General features: G+C 39.8%; 21 protein-coding genes and 2 riboswitches. Of the genes, 1 reads left to right on the forward strand and 20 read right to left on the reverse strand.

The annotated features are described in order from the left end of the window. Positions 1 to 7 precede the first annotated feature (7 nt). The 13 genes from ccsB to AC0VYH_RS13335 form a co-directional block, all read right to left on the reverse strand. Complete coding sequence (ccsB, locus tag AC0VYH_RS13275) at positions 8 to 1,207, reverse strand: c-type cytochrome biogenesis protein CcsB (RefSeq protein WP_475367684.1); 1,200 nt, start codon at positions 1,205 to 1,207, stop codon at positions 8 to 10. Positions 1,208 to 1,236: 29 nt separating this feature from the next. After that, on the reverse strand, positions 1,237 to 2,862 hold the full coding sequence (resB, locus tag AC0VYH_RS13280) for a cytochrome c biogenesis protein ResB (RefSeq protein WP_430246153.1): 1,626 nt from the start codon (positions 2,860 to 2,862) through the stop codon (positions 1,237 to 1,239). 12 nt (positions 2,863 to 2,874) lie between these two features. Next, positions 2,875 to 3,402 (reverse strand): thiol-disulfide oxidoreductase ResA, encoded by a 528-nt coding sequence (gene resA / locus AC0VYH_RS13285; RefSeq protein ID WP_194221971.1) that lies wholly within the window; start codon positions 3,400 to 3,402, stop codon positions 2,875 to 2,877. A 64-nt stretch (positions 3,403 to 3,466) separates the two neighbouring features. Beyond that, positions 3,467 to 4,204: a pseudouridine synthase gene (locus AC0VYH_RS13290; RefSeq protein ID WP_194221972.1), complete on the reverse strand. Its 738-nt coding sequence runs from the start codon at positions 4,202 to 4,204 to the stop codon at positions 3,467 to 3,469. 139 nt (positions 4,205 to 4,343) lie between these two features. Next, the gene (locus AC0VYH_RS13295) at positions 4,344 to 4,862 is read right to left on the reverse strand and encodes a spore maturation protein (protein WP_408962613.1); all 519 of its coding nucleotides are present in this window, start codon (positions 4,860 to 4,862) and stop codon (positions 4,344 to 4,346) included. Then, on the reverse strand, positions 4,859 to 5,452 hold the full coding sequence (locus tag AC0VYH_RS13300; RefSeq protein WP_430246150.1) for a nucleoside recognition domain-containing protein: 594 nt from the start codon (positions 5,450 to 5,452) through the stop codon (positions 4,859 to 4,861). The genes AC0VYH_RS13295 and AC0VYH_RS13300 overlap by 4 nt, the downstream gene beginning before the upstream one ends. Continuing rightward, positions 5,445 to 6,605, reverse strand: a complete 1,161-nt coding sequence (locus AC0VYH_RS13305; protein WP_475367492.1) for a D-alanyl-D-alanine carboxypeptidase family protein — start codon at positions 6,603 to 6,605, stop codon at positions 5,445 to 5,447. Before AC0VYH_RS13305 ends, AC0VYH_RS13300 begins: the two co-directional genes overlap by 8 nt. A gap of 69 nt (positions 6,606 to 6,674) precedes the next feature. Beyond that, positions 6,675 to 7,223, reverse strand: a complete 549-nt coding sequence (locus tag AC0VYH_RS13310; protein ID WP_430246148.1) for an isoprenylcysteine carboxyl methyltransferase family protein — start codon at positions 7,221 to 7,223, stop codon at positions 6,675 to 6,677. A gap of 3 nt (positions 7,224 to 7,226) precedes the next feature. After that, a complete protein-coding gene (locus AC0VYH_RS13315) occupies positions 7,227 to 8,318 on the reverse strand; it encodes a type III polyketide synthase (RefSeq protein ID WP_475372617.1) in 1,092 nt (363 codons plus the stop codon). 163 nt (positions 8,319 to 8,481) lie between these two features. Then, entirely contained in the window at positions 8,482 to 8,856 is a 375-nt protein-coding gene (locus tag AC0VYH_RS13320; RefSeq protein WP_430246144.1) for a hypothetical protein, read from the reverse strand. 35 nt (positions 8,857 to 8,891) lie between these two features. Beyond that, positions 8,892 to 9,470: an SMC-Scp complex subunit ScpB gene (scpB, locus tag AC0VYH_RS13325; RefSeq protein ID WP_194221978.1), complete on the reverse strand. Its 579-nt coding sequence runs from the start codon at positions 9,468 to 9,470 to the stop codon at positions 8,892 to 8,894. After that, positions 9,467 to 10,216 carry a segregation/condensation protein A gene (locus AC0VYH_RS13330; RefSeq protein WP_303530902.1) on the reverse strand — a complete coding sequence of 250 codons (750 nt, stop codon included), beginning with the start codon at positions 10,214 to 10,216 and terminating at the stop codon, positions 9,467 to 9,469. Before AC0VYH_RS13330 ends, scpB begins: the two co-directional genes overlap by 4 nt. A 63-nt stretch (positions 10,217 to 10,279) precedes the next feature. Next, positions 10,280 to 10,408, reverse strand: a complete 129-nt coding sequence (locus tag AC0VYH_RS13335) for a hypothetical protein (RefSeq protein WP_475365399.1) — start codon at positions 10,406 to 10,408, stop codon at positions 10,280 to 10,282. Positions 10,409 to 10,453: 45 nt separating this feature from the next. On the opposite strand from AC0VYH_RS13335, the gene AC0VYH_RS13340 reads away from it, so the two are divergent. Beyond that, positions 10,454 to 10,981, forward strand: a complete 528-nt coding sequence (locus tag AC0VYH_RS13340; RefSeq protein WP_475372618.1) for a DUF309 domain-containing protein — start codon at positions 10,454 to 10,456, stop codon at positions 10,979 to 10,981. 21 nt (positions 10,982 to 11,002) lie between these two features. On the opposite strand, the gene AC0VYH_RS13345 is transcribed toward AC0VYH_RS13340, so the two are convergent. From AC0VYH_RS13345 to lysA, 7 genes are all read right to left on the reverse strand, one after another. Further along, the gene (locus tag AC0VYH_RS13345; RefSeq protein ID WP_194221981.1) at positions 11,003 to 11,365 is read right to left on the reverse strand and encodes a GNAT family N-acetyltransferase; all 363 of its coding nucleotides are present in this window, start codon (positions 11,363 to 11,365) and stop codon (positions 11,003 to 11,005) included. Positions 11,366 to 11,594: 229 nt separating this feature from the next. Next, positions 11,595 to 12,065, reverse strand: coding sequence for a 6,7-dimethyl-8-ribityllumazine synthase (gene ribH, locus AC0VYH_RS13350; protein ID WP_430246138.1), 471 nt, complete (start codon positions 12,063 to 12,065; stop codon positions 11,595 to 11,597). Between the two features lie 33 nt (positions 12,066 to 12,098). After that, complete coding sequence (locus AC0VYH_RS13355) at positions 12,099 to 13,292, reverse strand: bifunctional 3,4-dihydroxy-2-butanone-4-phosphate synthase/GTP cyclohydrolase II (RefSeq protein ID WP_475367686.1); 1,194 nt, start codon at positions 13,290 to 13,292, stop codon at positions 12,099 to 12,101. 26 nt (positions 13,293 to 13,318) lie between these two features. Beyond that, the gene (gene ribE, locus AC0VYH_RS13360) at positions 13,319 to 13,975 is read right to left on the reverse strand and encodes a riboflavin synthase (RefSeq protein WP_475367687.1); all 657 of its coding nucleotides are present in this window, start codon (positions 13,973 to 13,975) and stop codon (positions 13,319 to 13,321) included. Continuing rightward, positions 13,975 to 15,057, reverse strand: a complete 1,083-nt coding sequence (gene ribD / locus AC0VYH_RS13365) for a bifunctional diaminohydroxyphosphoribosylaminopyrimidine deaminase/5-amino-6-(5-phosphoribosylamino)uracil reductase RibD (protein ID WP_430246135.1) — start codon at positions 15,055 to 15,057, stop codon at positions 13,975 to 13,977. Before ribD ends, ribE begins: the two co-directional genes overlap by 1 nt. Positions 15,058 to 15,199: 142 nt before the next feature. Further along, a riboswitch (FMN riboswitch) is annotated at positions 15,200 to 15,345 on the reverse strand. 22 nt (positions 15,346 to 15,367) lie between these two features. After that, positions 15,368 to 15,805, reverse strand: a complete 438-nt coding sequence (locus AC0VYH_RS13370; RefSeq protein ID WP_194221986.1) for a peptidylprolyl isomerase — start codon at positions 15,803 to 15,805, stop codon at positions 15,368 to 15,370. A 92-nt stretch (positions 15,806 to 15,897) separates the two neighbouring features. Further along, positions 15,898 to 17,223 carry a diaminopimelate decarboxylase gene (gene lysA / locus AC0VYH_RS13375; RefSeq protein WP_475372619.1) on the reverse strand — a complete coding sequence of 442 codons (1,326 nt, stop codon included), beginning with the start codon at positions 17,221 to 17,223 and terminating at the stop codon, positions 15,898 to 15,900. Positions 17,224 to 17,317: 94 nt separating this feature from the next. Beyond that, positions 17,318 to 17,505: riboswitch (Lysine riboswitch) on the reverse strand. Positions 17,506 to 17,543: the final 38 nt, after the last annotated feature.

The following is a 17,543-nucleotide window of genomic DNA, read 5'->3' on the forward strand; positions in this document are numbered from 1 at the left end:
TTCGAAGTTATGCATAAGAATGAAGTCCAGAAATAACAAGGTTGACGACAACAAGGTTGAGCATAATGATGACAAAACCTACTACAGCAAGCCAGGCTGATTTCTCACCTTGCCATCCTCTTGAAAGACGAAGGTGAAGATATGCAGCATAAAAAAGGAATGTAACAAGAGCCCATACCTCTTTTGGATCCCAACCCCAGAAGCGTGTCCAAGCAGCCTGCGCCCAGATCATGGCGAAAATAAGTGCTCCTAATGTAAACACTGGGAAACCAATCGCTACTGCACGGTACTGTATTTCATCTACCAATTCTTCATTCACATTTTTAAGTGCTGGTTGAATGGCAGCTCCAATTCGTTTCCTTAAAATTAATCGGACCAGACCATACAAGATCAGACCACCAAATATCGACCAGATTAACGTATTTAACTTATGTGCAGCTTTTTCCCCTTTCATCCATCCGGGTGCTTCAAAAAGAGGTCCAAATTCATTTCCACTAACATATTGGCCGCCTGTCGGCCCTGCTATGGCTGGCAATGTATAATCCACTGTTATCTGCTGCTCATTTTGATCAACAAATTGATAAGTAGAAGAATACCCAGCAGCTTCAAATCCAAGTGATAGGACAACAAATGCAATCGTGCTAATGAGAGAGTACATGACAAACTCAAGCCAGAAAGTTGATTTGCTCGCTTTAGATTGATTGACTGTTTTAACTAGATAAACAAGTCCTGCTGCAAAGCTAATGGATAGAATCCCCTCCCCAAGAGCAGCTGTTGTAACATGAATTTTGAGCCAGTTACTTTGTAAAGCTGGAATAAGTGGCTGAATATCTGATGGGAATACACTTGCATAAGCAATCACAATAATTGCAACAGGCATTGCAAATACTCCGATAACATTGCTCTTATATATCAGATAAATGATTAAGAAAGCGAATACCATCGCCATCCCAAAGAATGTTGTAAATTCAAACAAGTTACTAACTGGTGCATGCCCTGCAGCAATCCACCTTGTAATAAAATAGCTCAGCTGAAAAAGAAATCCCACTGTGGAAAGAGCAAATCCCCACAACCCCCATTTTTTTGAATGGGTCACTTCATCCGACTTTCTCCACTTCTTACCAAACAAAGAAATAGCGAATACAATACTTGCTGCAAAGTAGATAAAGAAAGCAACATAAAGCAAGTTACTGCTTAATTGAGCCATCTTATCTTGCCTCCTTTCGTGCTAAACATCTATTTCTTTTCTTCCGACTGATCAAGTGGCATATCCAGACCAGTCTCTTTTGTAATGCTTTCTAGCTCTCGTTTCAAACCATACCAGTTTTTATTCGTGTGACAGGATAACCACATTTCGTCATTCCCTTTTCGAATCCAAATTCTTCGATGGTTCCAATACATCCCTTGAATAACACCAATCATGAAGATTGCGCCGCCGATCGCTAAAATCCATAATGTATTGTCTTTCCTTACGACTAAACCGGAAACATTTTTTGTATCTACATTTTGAAACGACATTTTGTAATCATTTTCTCCAAGAGGCTCTAAGTTCTGCTTAATCGCAACAAAAGCTACTTCTCCGTCAGGATGTTCTGGAGAAACCATATTAAGTATAAATGCAGGATTATTCGGAACTTTAGATTTAGTTGTTGGCTCACCCTTGTCATTAAATTCAAAATCTGGGAAGTAGTCCATTACTTCAACGCTGTAGCCGTTTTCAAGGTTGTATTCTTTCTCAGGATTATAAAGATCAATAGTAAGGTCACCTATAGACTCTCCGGACTCTTTATTGTCCATAGTAAATGACATCTTCTGAAGTTCATTCAATTTATAATCTACCTGGTAAATGGCATACCCTTCAAACTTAAGCGGTTTATTAACTTGAATCGGATGTTCTTTCACTTTCTCAAGTTCTGGATCCGTCCCAGCTACTCTTTCACCAACCTGCTTGTATAAAATAGCATCCGTTTGATAGTTCTTTGCCACGACTGCTTGTCCAGACTCTTCAATCGCATCTTTAAATTTCTCATCTTCATTATCATAAGTTTCTAGAATAAAACCATCACTTTTTAAATAATAGGCTTCTTCCGTCCCTTTGATCTTCTCTGTTTCACCTTCTCTTAACCAGAGCACCTCATCGACATACATTCCAGGGAAAAAGCGGAGCATTCCGCCGATGAGAAAGAGAATGAGTCCGATATGATTTACGTAAGGTCCCCATCTGGAGAAGCGATTTTTCTCAGCAAATAAATGACCATTTTCTTCTTTAACATTGTACCTTTTATTTTCTAATGCTTGTTTAATGCCGTTTAAGTCAGGCGAATCATGGCTGATTTCCGTCTTACCAAAATACTTCTGGCGCTTCATGAAACTTTCATGGCGAATGACTCGCTGCTTCTTTAATGAGCGATAAAGCGGGACAAACCGATCGAGACTGGCTACAATGAGCGAAAGTCCCAATGCGGCAATTAATAACATATACCACCATGAGCCGTATAAGTTATGAAAACCCAGGTCATAATACAATTGACCAAGTACGCCGTATTGTTCCTTGTAATAAACTGTCGGGTCTGACAGCGGTGGTATGTACATTTCTTGAGGGAAAATAGTGCCTATCGCTGAAGCTACTAGCAACAAGACGATGATCCAGATTCCGACCTTAACAGATGAGAAGAAATTCCAGATCTTATCGATGATCGTCGTTTTGTACGTTTGAGACCTCCGTGCACTTCCCTCGTATCTCATATTAAGCAGTTTCTTAGATTCTAAATCTCCTTGAAGCGGTTTACCACATACTTCGCATATCTCAGTTCCATAAGGGTTCACATGTCCGCATTCACAGGTGATGTTATTGTTGCTCATTGGAACACCCCATTACGGTTGGATTTGCTTCATATAGCTATCAATTACTTCCTCTGAAAGGCTGGCTTCCGTTTTTTGAACGACCTTGCCATTCTTGTCAATTAAAAAGGTTACTGGAATTGGCCCAACTCCATAGTGATTAGTTACATCATTGCTTTTATCAAGCAACACCGGAAAACTAAGGTTATACCGATCAGCAAAGCTTTCGGCAGTCAATTTAGGTTCCGAAACATTTACTGCAAGTATTTCGACGCCTTTTTCTTTGTATTCTTTATACTTCTTGTCCATCGCTGGCATCTCATCTTTACAAGGCTCGCAATAGGTTGCCCAAAAATTCAGAAAGACGCCTTTCCCTCTGTAGTCCTCAAGCTCTACTTCATTTCCGTCTAAATCCGTTAAAATAAAGTTTGGCGCTTGATCTCCGGCCTGTACGATTCCGCTTTCATTTGCAAAAAAGTTTGTATAGAACGTATAGCCGACTGCTATAAAGACGATAGTCAATATAACAGTCCGCACGATCAGCCGGTTTTTCTTTTTCATTCAACCAACTCCAATCAAACAAAGCAATACTACTCTCACTATAACGTGTCGATAAGGGGTCACCTTATCGTTTTTTTGAATTTTGTGTGACAGCTTGGTTACGAAGCTGCTTCACTTCGTAAGGTTTTAGCTCACGATAATCTCCAGGATTCATTCCAGTCAACTCAAGAAAACCATATCGTTCTCTCTTTAACTTTTGCACAGGGTAACCTAATGTTTCGAACATACGGCGTACCTGGCGATTCTTACCTTCATGAATGGTCAATTCTACAATTGATTTTCCTTTTTGTTTATCAACGGATAGAATTCTAGCTCGTGCTTTCGAAGTCTTTCCGTCTTCTAGCTGCACACCTCGCTCAAGCTTTTGAATGGTCTCTTTATTCATTAAGCCTTTCACTTTAGCAACGTACACTTTGTCTACATGATAACTTGGGTGCATCAGCTTATTCGCAAAATCACCATCATTCGTTAAGAGCAAAACACCTGACGTATCGTAATCAAGTCGTCCAACAGGAAAAACCCGTTCTTCGATTTCATGGAAATAATCGGTGACAGCCTTTCTTCCTTTATCATCTTCTACTGTTGAAATGACGCCTGTTGGTTTATAAAACAAAAAATAAACCGGCTCTTCACGTTCTACCGGAATCCCGTTTACTTCAATTTTACAGCGCTCAGACACCTTTGTACCGAGTTCAGTTACGACTTTGCCGTTAACTTTCACTCTACCTTCTTCAATCAATGTTTCTGCTTTTCGTCTGGACGTTACTCCAGCTTGAGCAATTACTTTTTGCAAACGTTCCATCAAATTCACCTCACTAAAACATCATACTCTTGTCACAGTCAAACCTCAAGCACAGATTCATTCTATCATTTATTATGCTCAAACAGGAATGTTCCAAACATTCCGTTACAATAAAAAAAGCCATCGAATAAGATGGCTTCTATCCAAATACGAGAGTGACAAATATAATCGCTGCTGCCATCCCGACTAAATCTGCTAACAATCCAACTTTAAGAGCATTTCCCATTCGTTTGATGCCAATCGCCCCAAAGTAAACCGTAATGACATAAAGCGTCGTATCTGTACTTCCTTGCATGGTAGAGGCTAGCCTCCCAATAAAGGAATCTGGCCCATATGTGCTAATAATATCCGTTGTCATCGCAAGCGCACCGGTACCAGAAATCGGGCGAATGAGAGCCAAAGGAACGATTTCTGTAGGTACCCCAATCGCTTCTAGTGGTACTCTTAATAATCCACTAAGAAAGGCCATTGCACCAGATGCTCGAAAAACAGAAATCGCTACCATCATGCCTACCAAATAAGGAACGATCGAAACTGCAATAGAAAGCCCTTCTTTACCTCCTTCTACAAAGGTTTCATAAGTTGGTACTCTTTTCCACGTTCCGTACGCAAGAATAAACCCGATCAATAAAGGGATAATCCAGATCGATGCATTCACAGAGATCCTCCCCTTTTGCTTCTTCGATAGAAAAACCGATCAATGAAGAGAGCTCCAATTGTAGAACATGCTGTAGCAGCAATTGTTGTACCAACAATTTCCGTTGGTGAAACTGATCCATATTTCATCCGAATAGCTATAACACTAGTTGGGATGAGAGTTAAACTTGATGTATTGAGCGCTAGGAGGGTAATCATTGACCTTGTTGCATTATCTTTCATATCATTGAGCTTTTTTAACTCTTCCATTGCCTTTATCCCCATTGGCGTAGCTGCATTTCCAAGGCCGAACATATTCGCCATCATGTTCGAGAGAATATATCCCATTGCAGGATGATCAGGGGGAACTTCCGGAAACAGCTTCCGAGCTATCGGTTTAAATCCTCTTCCCAAAAGGTCTAACAGTCCTGCTTTCTGAGCAATCTTCATCAATCCAAGCCAGAAAATAAGAACACTTAACAACCCTATACAAACAGCTATCGCTTCTTCAGCCCCAGTAAATATTGCTTTATTGACCTCTTCCATCGTTCCATTAATTAGAGCAAATAGAATACCAATGAGAAATAAGCCAGCCCAGATGAGATTAACCATTCGGCTCACGTCCGATATCTAATGAAAATAACCCTTTAAAAAATCCCCATAATCCTTTTTCCTTTTTTTCAACGGAGTCAAAAGTAATTGGTGCTTTCACAATTGTCTTGTTATTTAGTTTTACAACATACATTCCAACAGGATCATCTGTTGACCCCATTTCATCCCACTTACTTTCATCTGGAGGTTCTACAAGTTGGATGGTGGAATCAATTTGATCTCTTTCTTCTGAGGTTAAAGGATAGGAAAGATCTCGATTCAATCTCACATTGCCTTTGTAAGGTTCATCCTTCACATCTTTAATAATCCCTTTAGGCTCAAGTAGAGTCAGCTCATAGTTACTATAACCCCAATTAAACATCGAAATATGATCATTCCAATCATCAGGCGCATCTAAGGTAACAGCAATAAGAGTCATACCATCACGTTCAGCAGTAGAAACGAGTGTACGCTTAGCTCGCTTTGTGTATCCCGTTTTCCCACCAGTGGAATCAGAGTATAAACTAGTTAACAGCTTATTTTTATTACGCCATACATAATCCCAATCCTCTGTCGCATTGGGTGCCTTATGTACTTTAGTACTTGAAATAATACGGTAAGTGTCATTATCCATGGCGTACTGTGTTAGGATAGCCATGTCATAAGCTGTCGATAGATGATTCTCATGATCATCAAGTCCATGAGGATTCATAAATATTGTGTGCGACATCCCAATTTCTTCTGCTTTCTGGTTCATCAATGTAACAAAGCCTTCTAAACTGCCTCCAACTTCTTCAGCAATTGCCACAGCAGCATCATTACCAGAACGAAGCATTAAACCGTATACCAAATTTTCAAGTTTTATTTTCTCTCCTTCTTTTAAATAGAGAGAGGAACCTTCTGTCCCAGCAGCGTTTCCACTGATTTTTACTGTTTCATTCATCTTACCTGACTCAATCGCAATGATCGCAGTCATAATTTTTGTGATACTCGCTATTCGTCTTTGTGTATAGGCATCTTTTTCGTAAAGAACTCTTCCTGTTTCTTGTTCAATTAGTATGGCACTTCTCGCTGAGACGCCTACTCCCTCTGCTACTACACCTCTTGGAATCATGAGAAACAACAGAGCAGCAATTAAAATAAAGACGCCAATTTTTGTCTTAAGCGATTTCATCATGACAGCCACGTCCCTTAAGCTCTATATTTGTACAAGTCTATGAGCAAGAGACGCAGTATATGTCTTTCATTCCTTTTCGGCATTCGGAAACATCACGGGATAATTGGTCGACTCTTTTAACGCTTTCTCTTCAGCGGGAATACGAACTCTCAGAAGTAATACTGCATTTAGCACGGTAAAAACAATCGCAGTGAAGTAAGAGGAGAAAATAAGTGGCAAAGAGAGAATTTCTAGTGCCACAATTAAATAGTTAGGGTGTTTCAAAAATCGGTAAGGACCCTTTTTTACAACATCTGCATCTTGTAGGACGATTATTTTTGTATTCCAAAAGCGGCCCAGACTTCTAATTGTCCAGACTCGAAGGCATTGAGCCAAAAGAAACACAAACAGCATAACAGACCAGACGAAGGAGAGAGTGAAACCTCGTAAAATCGCTTCAATCGCTACTGCGAAAAGAAAGAAAATGTGTAGCAGCACAATGTATTTATAATGATTTTTTCCAACTTCTCTTGCTCCCTGCTCTTTCATCCACTTTTCATTTTTTTTAGCTATATATAGTTCAATTAATCTTTGAAACACAAGAAGGATAAAAACCCCAGTAAATATTAGCCCCATTTTTTATGCTCCTTTTTTCCATTCTAGCAGCAGCAGTTCTGAACAAAAACCAGGTCCGAGAGCTGCCATTAATCCAAGATGTCCATGTTTACACCCATTTCTCAAAAACTGGTCTAGTACGTAAATAACGGTAACTGAACTCATATTTCCATATTCTTTTAATACATTTCTCGATACTGCAGTCATCGACTTATCGAATCCGAGAGCTTCTTCATATGCTGTTAATACTTTTGTTCCTCCTGGGTGGGCAATAAAATAATCTATTTCTTGCGTGGTCTTCTCTTGAATAGAGAGGAATTCCAGAACATTAGGTTCAAGCCAACTTGACACAATCGCGGGAATAGACTTAGAGAACACTACGTGCAAGCCTTCGTTGCTAACTTCCCATCCCATCACATCTTCTGAATCTCTCATTAATGTGGAGCGTGTGGCGACGATGCCTGGAATGCTCGGCAAGGTTGAACGCCTAAGAAGAGATGAAGTCTCACCTGTCAAAAGTACAGCTGATATCCCATCAGCAAAAAGTGCTGTTCCAATAAGGTTGCTCTTGGAAAAGTCACCATGTTGAAAAGTAAGACTACACAGCTCAACATTCACTACTAGAACAGCTTGATCAGGATGGGCAAGACAATAATCATTCGCTCTTGCAATACCTGCAGCACCACCTGCACAACCAAGTCCCCAGATGGGGATCCGTTTTGTATGTGGAGAGAATGGTAGGACATTCATAATTCTAGCCTCTATACTCGGTGTAGAAATACCTGTTGTTGACACAAAAAATATTGCATCGATATCTCTACAATCAATCATTTCATTTAAGTAAAAGGGATTGTTCAGACAGTCCAATATTGCTTCTTTAGCGTATTCAACAGAAAGAGAAACGTATTTTTCGTTTTTTTCTTCAAATGTTGGGCCACTACTATACCATTCTAGTGGCATAGCGAAATATCTTTTATCTATTTCAGCACTTTGAAAAACAGGTAGCAGACGATCTATATTTTTAAAATGTGGACCAAATTGCCTTTTAGCAAAAGTCGCAGCTTCTGTTTGTAGAAGACAATGAGAGGGTAAAGATTTTCCGATCGATAGTATCATTGATCTGAGCTCCTATTCCTACTCTTTTCAATTAGTGTTCGAAGTTTATTTCATTTTTATTCTAGAACCGTTAATAACTAGAAAAGAATGGAAGATTCACTCATTTGAGCCAAAAATGATACATCAATATATGCGAACATAGTCAAAGCATAAAAAAGATGCCTCAGTATGGAGGCATCTTTTCTTTGTTTGAATGTAAATACGTACCTGTTGTTTTTATCTCATGGATGATCGCGAGAAGCTCTTGTAAATCCGCCTTCTTAAGCGGATCAACAAACTCATTTTCACTACTAATATACAAACGTTTTCGATTCGGATAAGATGAAAGGAGATTCAGTGCGATTGCTTCGTGAATGGGGGTCTCATAATCCCAAAATTCTTTAATGGCAGTTTCTGCAAAAACACCAGGATATAAAACATGAAATCGCTTTACCTTTCCATTCTCCTCATACGTTATTGTAGAACGAACGAATGAATCTTCAGGGGAGTTTGCACGATCTTTTTGAAGCTCCTCGAAAGCAACATGAGTTAACCGCATCGATTGTCCTCCTTCATCATGATCGAACTTAGCATCTACTCAGAGATTTCCTGAAACTTCTCAAAAAACAAGTCTGCTTCCTCATCTTCCTTATCTTCTGTCCCATCAGGTAAAGGGGGTAGATCCTTGATTGAGCTTAAACCAAAATGAAATAGAAACTCTCTAGTTGTTCCATATAAAATCGCTCTTCCAGCTTTTTCGGCTCTGCCCGCTTCTTTAATGAGCAATTTACTCATTAAAGTTTGTAAAGGCTTATCCGTTTTAACACCGCGAATTTCTTCTATTTCTACCCTTGTTATTGGTTGCTTGTAGGCGACGATCGCAAGTGTTTCAAGAGCTGCCTGCGATAAAGTATGATTACCTGGTGTCGCTACTAGTTTTTCGATATAGGGAGCATTTTTAGCATTTGTAGTGAGCTGATAGCCACCACCAATAAAACTAATTTTAAAACCGCGATCTTTTTCATTGTATTCATCCTGCAAATCACTTATTGCACTTAGAAGGGTGTCTTCTTCCAATGAGATGGTTTCACAAAGATCTTTCACTGTGATCCCTTCATCACCAACTACAAATAGAAGACTTTCGATAATGCTTTTTATTTCTTCGTTTGTCACACTGATGCCTTCCCTTCTCGTTCAAAAATCATAATTTCGCCAAAGTTTTTATCTTGTTCACAAGCCACATCTCTCGTTTTCATTAACTCAAGGACTGCAAGAAACGTCACAATCATATGCCCACGATCCTCTTCACTAAAAAGATCACTAAAACGCGTCTTTCCACTTCCTCGTAGCTGGTTCCGAATAGCGTTCATTCGATCTTCAATAGGAACATCTTCACTTTGAATCCGTGTACGCTTTGGTTTCTTTTCCTTTACACGTCTGGACATTTTTTGAAATGCCGCAAGCATATCATACAATGTAACGTCGCCAATGGAGGTTTGACTATCCTCATGACTAAATTCACTAGTATCCACAGGTGGCCGAGCATAAATAAGGCTTCGACTACTTTCTTTTTCCTTTAAATCATTCGCAGCCTCTTTAAACCTTCGATACTCAACAAGACGTTGAACGAGTTCATCACGGGGATCATCTTCAAACTCAGGGTCCTGTTCGAAAATTTCTTCTTCTTTTTGAGGAAGAAGCATTTTGCTTTTTATCGCAAGCAACGTCGCAGCCATAACAAGATATTCACTTGCCACATCAAGTTCTAACTCTTGCATTGTATGGACAAACGTTAAGTATTGATCTGTAATTTGCGAGACTGGAATATCATAAATATCCACTTCGTACTTATTTATAAGGTGGAGCAAAAGATCCAATGGACCTTCAAATGCATCAACCTTTACACTGTATTGCTTCATTTTCCATCTTCCTTTATCCAAGTCCATCTAGTATTCCGATTATATCACATTTACAATAGGGGCTTACAGCAATGCAAGAAAACCATCCGGTTCATTTTTAACGTAAATTGATTTCCATTGATCGTTAACAGTTTGATAGCATCCTGACGACTGATCGCTATTTTGATCCATAAGAGCACTCGCTTTATCCATTTAACACACATGTGCTACACTACTAAAAGAAATGGAGGAATCAGCATGTATTCAAAAGCCTATATTGATTATTTGGCTCATTTCCATGGACTTCGTGATTATTTTGAATGCCATGAAATCCTCGAAGAACATTGGAAAGAGGATCCGCGTGGAAGTCGTAAACTTCATTGGGTAGGTCTTATCCAAATTGCTGTTGGCCTCTACCACCATCGACGCGGTAATTTCACAGGGGCAAAGAGAATGATTGCTAATGCCATACGCATTTCCAAAAGCGAAAGTGAAGAACTCGATAAATTAGCGATAAATATTGATCAACTTTCTAAAAACCTATCAAAAGAGTTACAACTCATCAACAATCACTCTCCATACCAGGGATTTGATATTCCTCTCACAAGCTCCACCCTTCAAACGGCTTGTGAAGAAAGATGTCGTGAACTTGAATGTACTTATGGTAGTAAAAGCGATCTTTCGAATATAGAACTTATCCATCGTCATACGAGACGTGATCGATCAGATGTAATTGAAGAAAGAAAACAACAATTTGAAATAAAACAACAGAAAAGGAACGGCTAAGCCGTTCCTTTTCTTTGCATCTTACTTCATATTTTCTTCCAAGTGACACCTTTCAAAAAATGTCCCCGTATATTCATTACCCTTAATAGATATTTCATCACTTAGCATTTCTCGAAGTGCTTCAACCATTTGTTTTCCAATTCCTTGATGGCGATGGGAAGGATTAACGCTAATATCCTTTAACTCTACTTCGTTGTCGTTTACCCATTCAATTCCGAGCAATCCAATAATATCTTCTTCTTTCCAAAGAAAAAGCTGCAAAGAATCCATATCCTCATAGTCTTTAATCGATTGTTGCAGTTTCTTAATATCTTTTTCGTTCGGCATGAAGCTTAATAGCCCCATGGCTATTTTCTCATGAGCTTTCTTATAACGAATTAGCATGATTATCCCTCATTAAAGTAATTCTTGGCTTTCCGTTTAATAACTTATTCTAAAATCAATTAGAATGTTAAAATGATTCGACGAACAAGCTCAGCTAGCATGATAATGACAATGATCACACAGACCTAAGAATCAACCATTTTCTTTCTCTCTTCTTGGCTTTACGATTCCAAACTCTTTTGCCCTTCATCGCATACCATACTCATCATAGCCAAAAATGAACTGATAATCAACCTTCAAATGATTTTGATAAATTAGCCATTTCAATTGCTGCCGTTGCAGCATCCCAGCCCTTGTTACCAGCCTTAGTACCTGCACGTTCAACAGCTTGTTCAATGGTATTTGTGGTTAATACTCCAAAAATAACAGGTACACCCGTCTGCATCGTTAAATTCGCCACGCCTTTAGAAACTTCTCCACACACATAATCAAAGTGTGGTGTCGCCCCGCGAATAACCGTACCAAGCGTAACAATTGCATCATATTTTCCCGTTTCAACCATTTTCTTTGCGGCAAAGGGAATTTCAAATGCTCCAGGAACCCATGCTACATCAATGTTTTCTACGGACAAGCCATGACGCTTCAATGCGTCTTCAGCACCTCCAAGTAACTTACTTGTAATAAATTCATTAAATCTTCCTACTACTATACCCACTTTTAACCCAGATCCAACCAAGTTTCCTTCAAATGTTTGTCCCATTATTAATATCCTCCTATTTTCATACGTAAATTTTTAGAAATGAAGCATGTGTCCTAGCTTGCTATGTTTTGTTTTTAGGTACTTTTCATTCTCTTTTCGAGAAGCCATCTGAAGAGGTAGCCTAGATGCTACTTCAAGACCATAACCTGTTAACCCAGCTATTTTACGAGGATTGTTTGTCAGAAGGTTCATTTTAGAAACACCAAGGTCTCTCAAAATCTGTGCCCCTATTCCATAATCCCTTAAATCAGGCTTAAATCCAAGCTTCTCATTCGCTTCAACTGTGTCGTAGCCCTGTTCTTGCAGTTTATAGGCTTTCATTTTATTAAGAAGCCCGATACCTCTTCCTTCCTGGCGCATATACAAAAGCACTCCATGACCTTCCTCTTCAATTTGTGCCAATGCAGCATGTAGTTGTGGACCACAGTCACATCGAAAAGATCCAAACACATCACCAGTTAAGCATTCAGAGTGAACTCGCACAAGAGTTGGTTGATCTGGTAAGATTTCTCCTTTAATCAAAGCTACGTGCTCTTTCTGATCAAGAATGTTCGAATACCCTACCGCTCTAAAAGAACCAAACTCAGTCGGAAGTTCTATTTCTACTTCTTTTCGAACAAGAACATCTTTACGGTTACGATATTGGATCAGATCTTTAATCGTAATCATTTTCAAATCATACTCTTCAGCAATTTCCTTTAGATCAGGAACGCGCGCCATTTCACCGTCTTCTTTCATAATTTCACAAATAACACCAGCCGGGGCAGAGCCAGAGAGTCGTGCCAAATCGACTGCCGCTTCCGTATGACCTGCTCTTCTAAGGACCCCTCCATCCTTAGCAATCAATGGGAAAATATGACCTGGTCGATTAAAGTCTGAAGGTTTAGCATCCGGGTTAATTAAGTATTGAATTGTAGATGCTCTTTCAGCTGCCGAAATTCCTGTAGTTGTACTTTTGTGGTCGACACTCACTGTAAACGCTGTACCATGAGAATCTGTGTTATGATCTACCATTGGACTCAACTTCAGTTCATTTGCACGCTCTTCCGTAATCGGCGTGCAAACAAGGCCTCTTCCTTTTGTAATCATGAAATTGATTGTTTCAGGTGTGACTTTATCGGCTAAAGCGATAAAATCCCCTTCATTCTCCCTGTCTTCATCATCACAAACGATCACCACCCGGCCTTGCATTAAATCATAAATCGCTTCTTCTATTGTATGGAACATATACGATGACCCTCCTGATAGTACCATTATTTAAATCCATGATCTTCAAAAAACTGACTCCCAAGTGAAGCAGTAGGTTCGGGTTTTGAACCGCTTCTTTGCTCCAAGTACTTCATAATGTATTTACCAAGCATATCGCATTCTATATTCACTGTATCTCCCACTCTTTTTCTCCCAAGCACCGTTTCCTCTACGGTATGGGGAATAAGAGATATAGTAAGAGAGTGCTCCCCTATTCCAAAGACCGTAAGACTAGTACCATCAACAGAAACTGAGCCTTTTTCAATAAAGTAAATTAAAAGGTTTCGCGGAATCGAGATGTCATAATAAACAGCATTATCGATTTGTTCTACACGAGTAATTTTCCCCACACCATCAACATGTCCAGAAACAAAATGACCACCAAAGCGTCCATTTGCGGACATAGCTCTCTCAAGATTCACCGATGAGTTTGGCCCTAGCTGACGAAGACTGCTTGCACGAAATGTTTCAGGCATAATATCTACGGTAAAAGAAGAGTCTGTATACGTCGTAACAGTTAAGCACACGCCGTTTATCGAAATGCTATCTCCTAAATGAACGTCTTTTAAAATAGTCGACGCCGCAATTTGCATTGCAATGGATTCTCCTGATTGTTGAACACTTTCAACTCTTCCGATTTCTTCCACAATACCTGTAAACATTAAGAAAGCCTCCTTGATGAAATAATTCGAATATCATTTCCAATTTGTTCTACGCTATCCACTTGTAAATCGATCGCTTCATTCATCGTTTTAAAACCTGCACCTCCGAAAGCCGTAGGAGATTGACTCCCACCAATTAGCTTCGGCGCAATGTATGTAATAACTTGTTGAAAAGAGCGTGATTCAAGAAAGCTACCGTGTATTTCTGAACCACCTTCAACAAATACTGATGTAATTTCTCGTTCCCCTAAAAGGTCAAGAACTTTATCCATTGGGAGCAGTGGATCTGTGACAGCGATGATTTGGACATGTTTTGGGAAAGATCGCTTATTTTTTAGCGCAGCTCGTTTTGTTGTAATGATCCATGTTTCTGCATTCTCATCACTTATTACTTTAGCGTCAGAAGGCATCCTCAATTGACGATCTAACACGATTCTAATCGGCGATAGCCCTTCACCGAAACGAGTCGTTAGTGATGGGTCATCAGAGAGGACGGTTCCAATACCTACAAGAATGGCATCATGTTGATGACGATAGGCATGAACATCTTTTCTCGAGTCTTCCCCCGTAATCCATTTACTATCACCTGAATGAGTTGCTATTTTGCCATCAAGCGTTGTAGCAGCTTTCAACGTTACAAATGGTCTTTTTTGTGTAATGTAATGGAAAAACATCCGGTTTAGCTGTAAGGCTTCTTCTTCCATAAGCCCAATATGGACAGCTATGCCTGCTTTCTTTAGTTTAGTCACACCATTTCCTGCGACCAGGGGATTCGGATCTTGACTTGCAATAAATACCTCTTTGACTCCTGCTTGAATTAAAGCATCAGCACAAGGAGGCGTCTTTCCATGATGACTACATGGCTCTAGTGTCACATAGGCAGTACTCCCACTTGCTCGATTGCCCGCCATCTTGAGTGCTTGAATTTCGGCATGGCCTTCTCCAGCCTTTAAATGAGCTCCCATCCCTACGATACGCCCACTATTAACAATGACAGCTCCTACGGAGGGATTCGGACGCGTTTGACCTATCGTACTTCTAGCTAAATCGATCGCTGTTTTCATAAAATCCGTATGATTCATCGTATTTACTCCTGTTCCACTCTCCATTATTGGTTGAGAAGGAGAACAAAAAAAGCCTCCCAAAACACAGCTGTCCCGGGAGGCAAAAGTATATGCCAAATAAGCCTTTTGAATCTATGATTCAAAAGGAAATTGGTCACTTTTATTCCTTCTCCCATCCAGACTATACTGTCGGTTCTGGTTTCTCACCAGATCCACCGTTTGCTTACGCAACCGGGTCACGGACTTAGCTAGCATAAGCTAGTCATCACCGCCGGTTGGGATTTTCACCCGACCCCGAAGGAAAGTATTAAGTTTTTAAGAGTCTGATCTATTCTTCGTCCCAGACTTTTACTTCTTTCATTACGTCACCCTGTTTAACGCGAAGGACCGTATCCATTCCTTCTGTTACTTGACCAAAAACGGTATGAACGCCGTCTAGATGAGGCTGAGGTTCATGAACTAGGAAAAACTGACTGCCGCCCGTGTTTTTACCAGCATGTGCCATAGACAATGAGCCTGCTACGTGCTTATGAGGGTTACCTTCTGTTTCACAGTCAATTGTATATCCTGGTCCACCCATTCCAGAACCTGTAGGATCTCCACCTTGAGCAACAAAACCAGGGATTACACGGTGAAAATTCACACCGTTGTAGAAACCTTCATTTGCAAGCTTCTCAAAGTTAGCAACAGTGTTAGGTGCTGCTTCTGGATAAAATTCAATTTCAATAACTTCTCCATTTTCAAATGCAATTGTTCCTTTTTTCATAAATAAATCCTCCTGCACTAACAATTTTCTTAAAAGCTCTTTCATTATAGCACAGACTGAAGCTGTTCCATATCATTTATGCTTTTCAACTATTATTTTGATATAATCGCTTGTTTTAATGGCAAATCATGTCGAACTAAATCCTCGTATGACTCTCTCTCAACAACAAGGTTGGCCTCACCATTTTCAACAAAGACAACAGCTGGTCTTGGTAATCTATTGTAGTTATTTGCCATGGAATAACCATATGCCCCCGTTGAAAAAACAGCCATCGTATCACCAGCAATCGCTCGCTGTAACTGGCAATCCCAAATTAACATATCACCTGATTCACAACACTTTCCTGCTACAGAGTATAGGTGGTCTTTTGCTTCATTCATTCGATTTGCTATTGTGGCTTCATATTTTGCCTGATAGAGAGCAGGGCGTAAATTATCCGTCATCCCTCCATCTACAGCGAGGTAACGTCGCAACTCTGGAACATTTTTGTGTGAACCAACCGTATATAACGTCATTCCAGCTTCTCCTACTAGTGAACGACCAGGTTCAATCCAGATCTCAGGCATGTTCATTTGCCCTGTTACCTGATTTCTGATTGTTTCAATCATAGCTTCGATGTAGTTCCCTACTGGTAATGGGTGATCTTCACTCGTATATCGGATTCCAAATCCTCCACCAAGGTTAAGGACTTCAGGCTCAAAACCATAGGCATCATACCATGTTGTAAGATAGCTATAAATCTTTTCAATAGCCATTACAAAACCATTTGTTTCAAAAATTTGTGAGCCTATATGACAATGAAGTCCAAGAAGATGAACAGCACTCATTTTTGTTACATCCAATATCGCGCGTTCTACCTGACCACTCTGTAAATCAAAACCAAATTTAGAATCTTCTTGGCCTGTTAAAATATAATCATGCGTATGTGCTTCAATACCTGGTGTTATACGCAACAGCACATTAGCTTTCACATTTTTTTCTTCTGCAATTTGCTCAAGGAGAGATAATTCGTAAAAATTATCAACAACGAAGCAACCTATTTCTGCATCAAGCGCCATTCTAATTTCAGATTCACTTTTGTTATTTCCATGAAAATGAATACGCTCCACGGGGAAACCTGCCTTCAAAGCAGTATAAAGCTCTCCACCGGATACAACATCCAAACTTAATCCTTCTTCTTCTGCAAGTTGGATCATTGCCATACATGAAAAGGCCTTACTAGCATAAGCTACTTGATAGTTTACATTCTCACGTTCAAAGGCACTTCGAAACGCCCTTGCTTTGTCTCGAATCATAGCCACATCATAAACATATAACGCAGTGCCAAATTTTTTTCCTAATTGGACCGTATCGATCCCTCCAACTGTTAAATGCCCCTCTTCTGAAACTGCAGATGTACCGTATAAATTCACAATCATTTCTCCCCTCTCGCTTATATAAATGCGAGCTCCCTCCACACAATAAGAAAAACAGCCAACTTTATAGATAGGCTGTTTTCTCCGTATCCTCACGAGTTGGATTAGCTCACCACTGAAAGAAATTCATCCTCCAGTGACAGTCTGCAACTTATTCAGCAGCAGCCCAGCAAGAAAAGGATGGGTCCTTTCTCACTTCGGCAAATTGACCTTTCTGATATCGTCTTCGCATTCCATTCTATGCTCAGATATCTTACTCATTCGTTTTGCGCCTCTATCCCCATTACGTTCAATGAGGTCTATTCAATTAAGAAATAAATTAT

It is taken from the genome of Anaerobacillus sp. QJM3NY_32 (genome assembly GCF_056173645.1).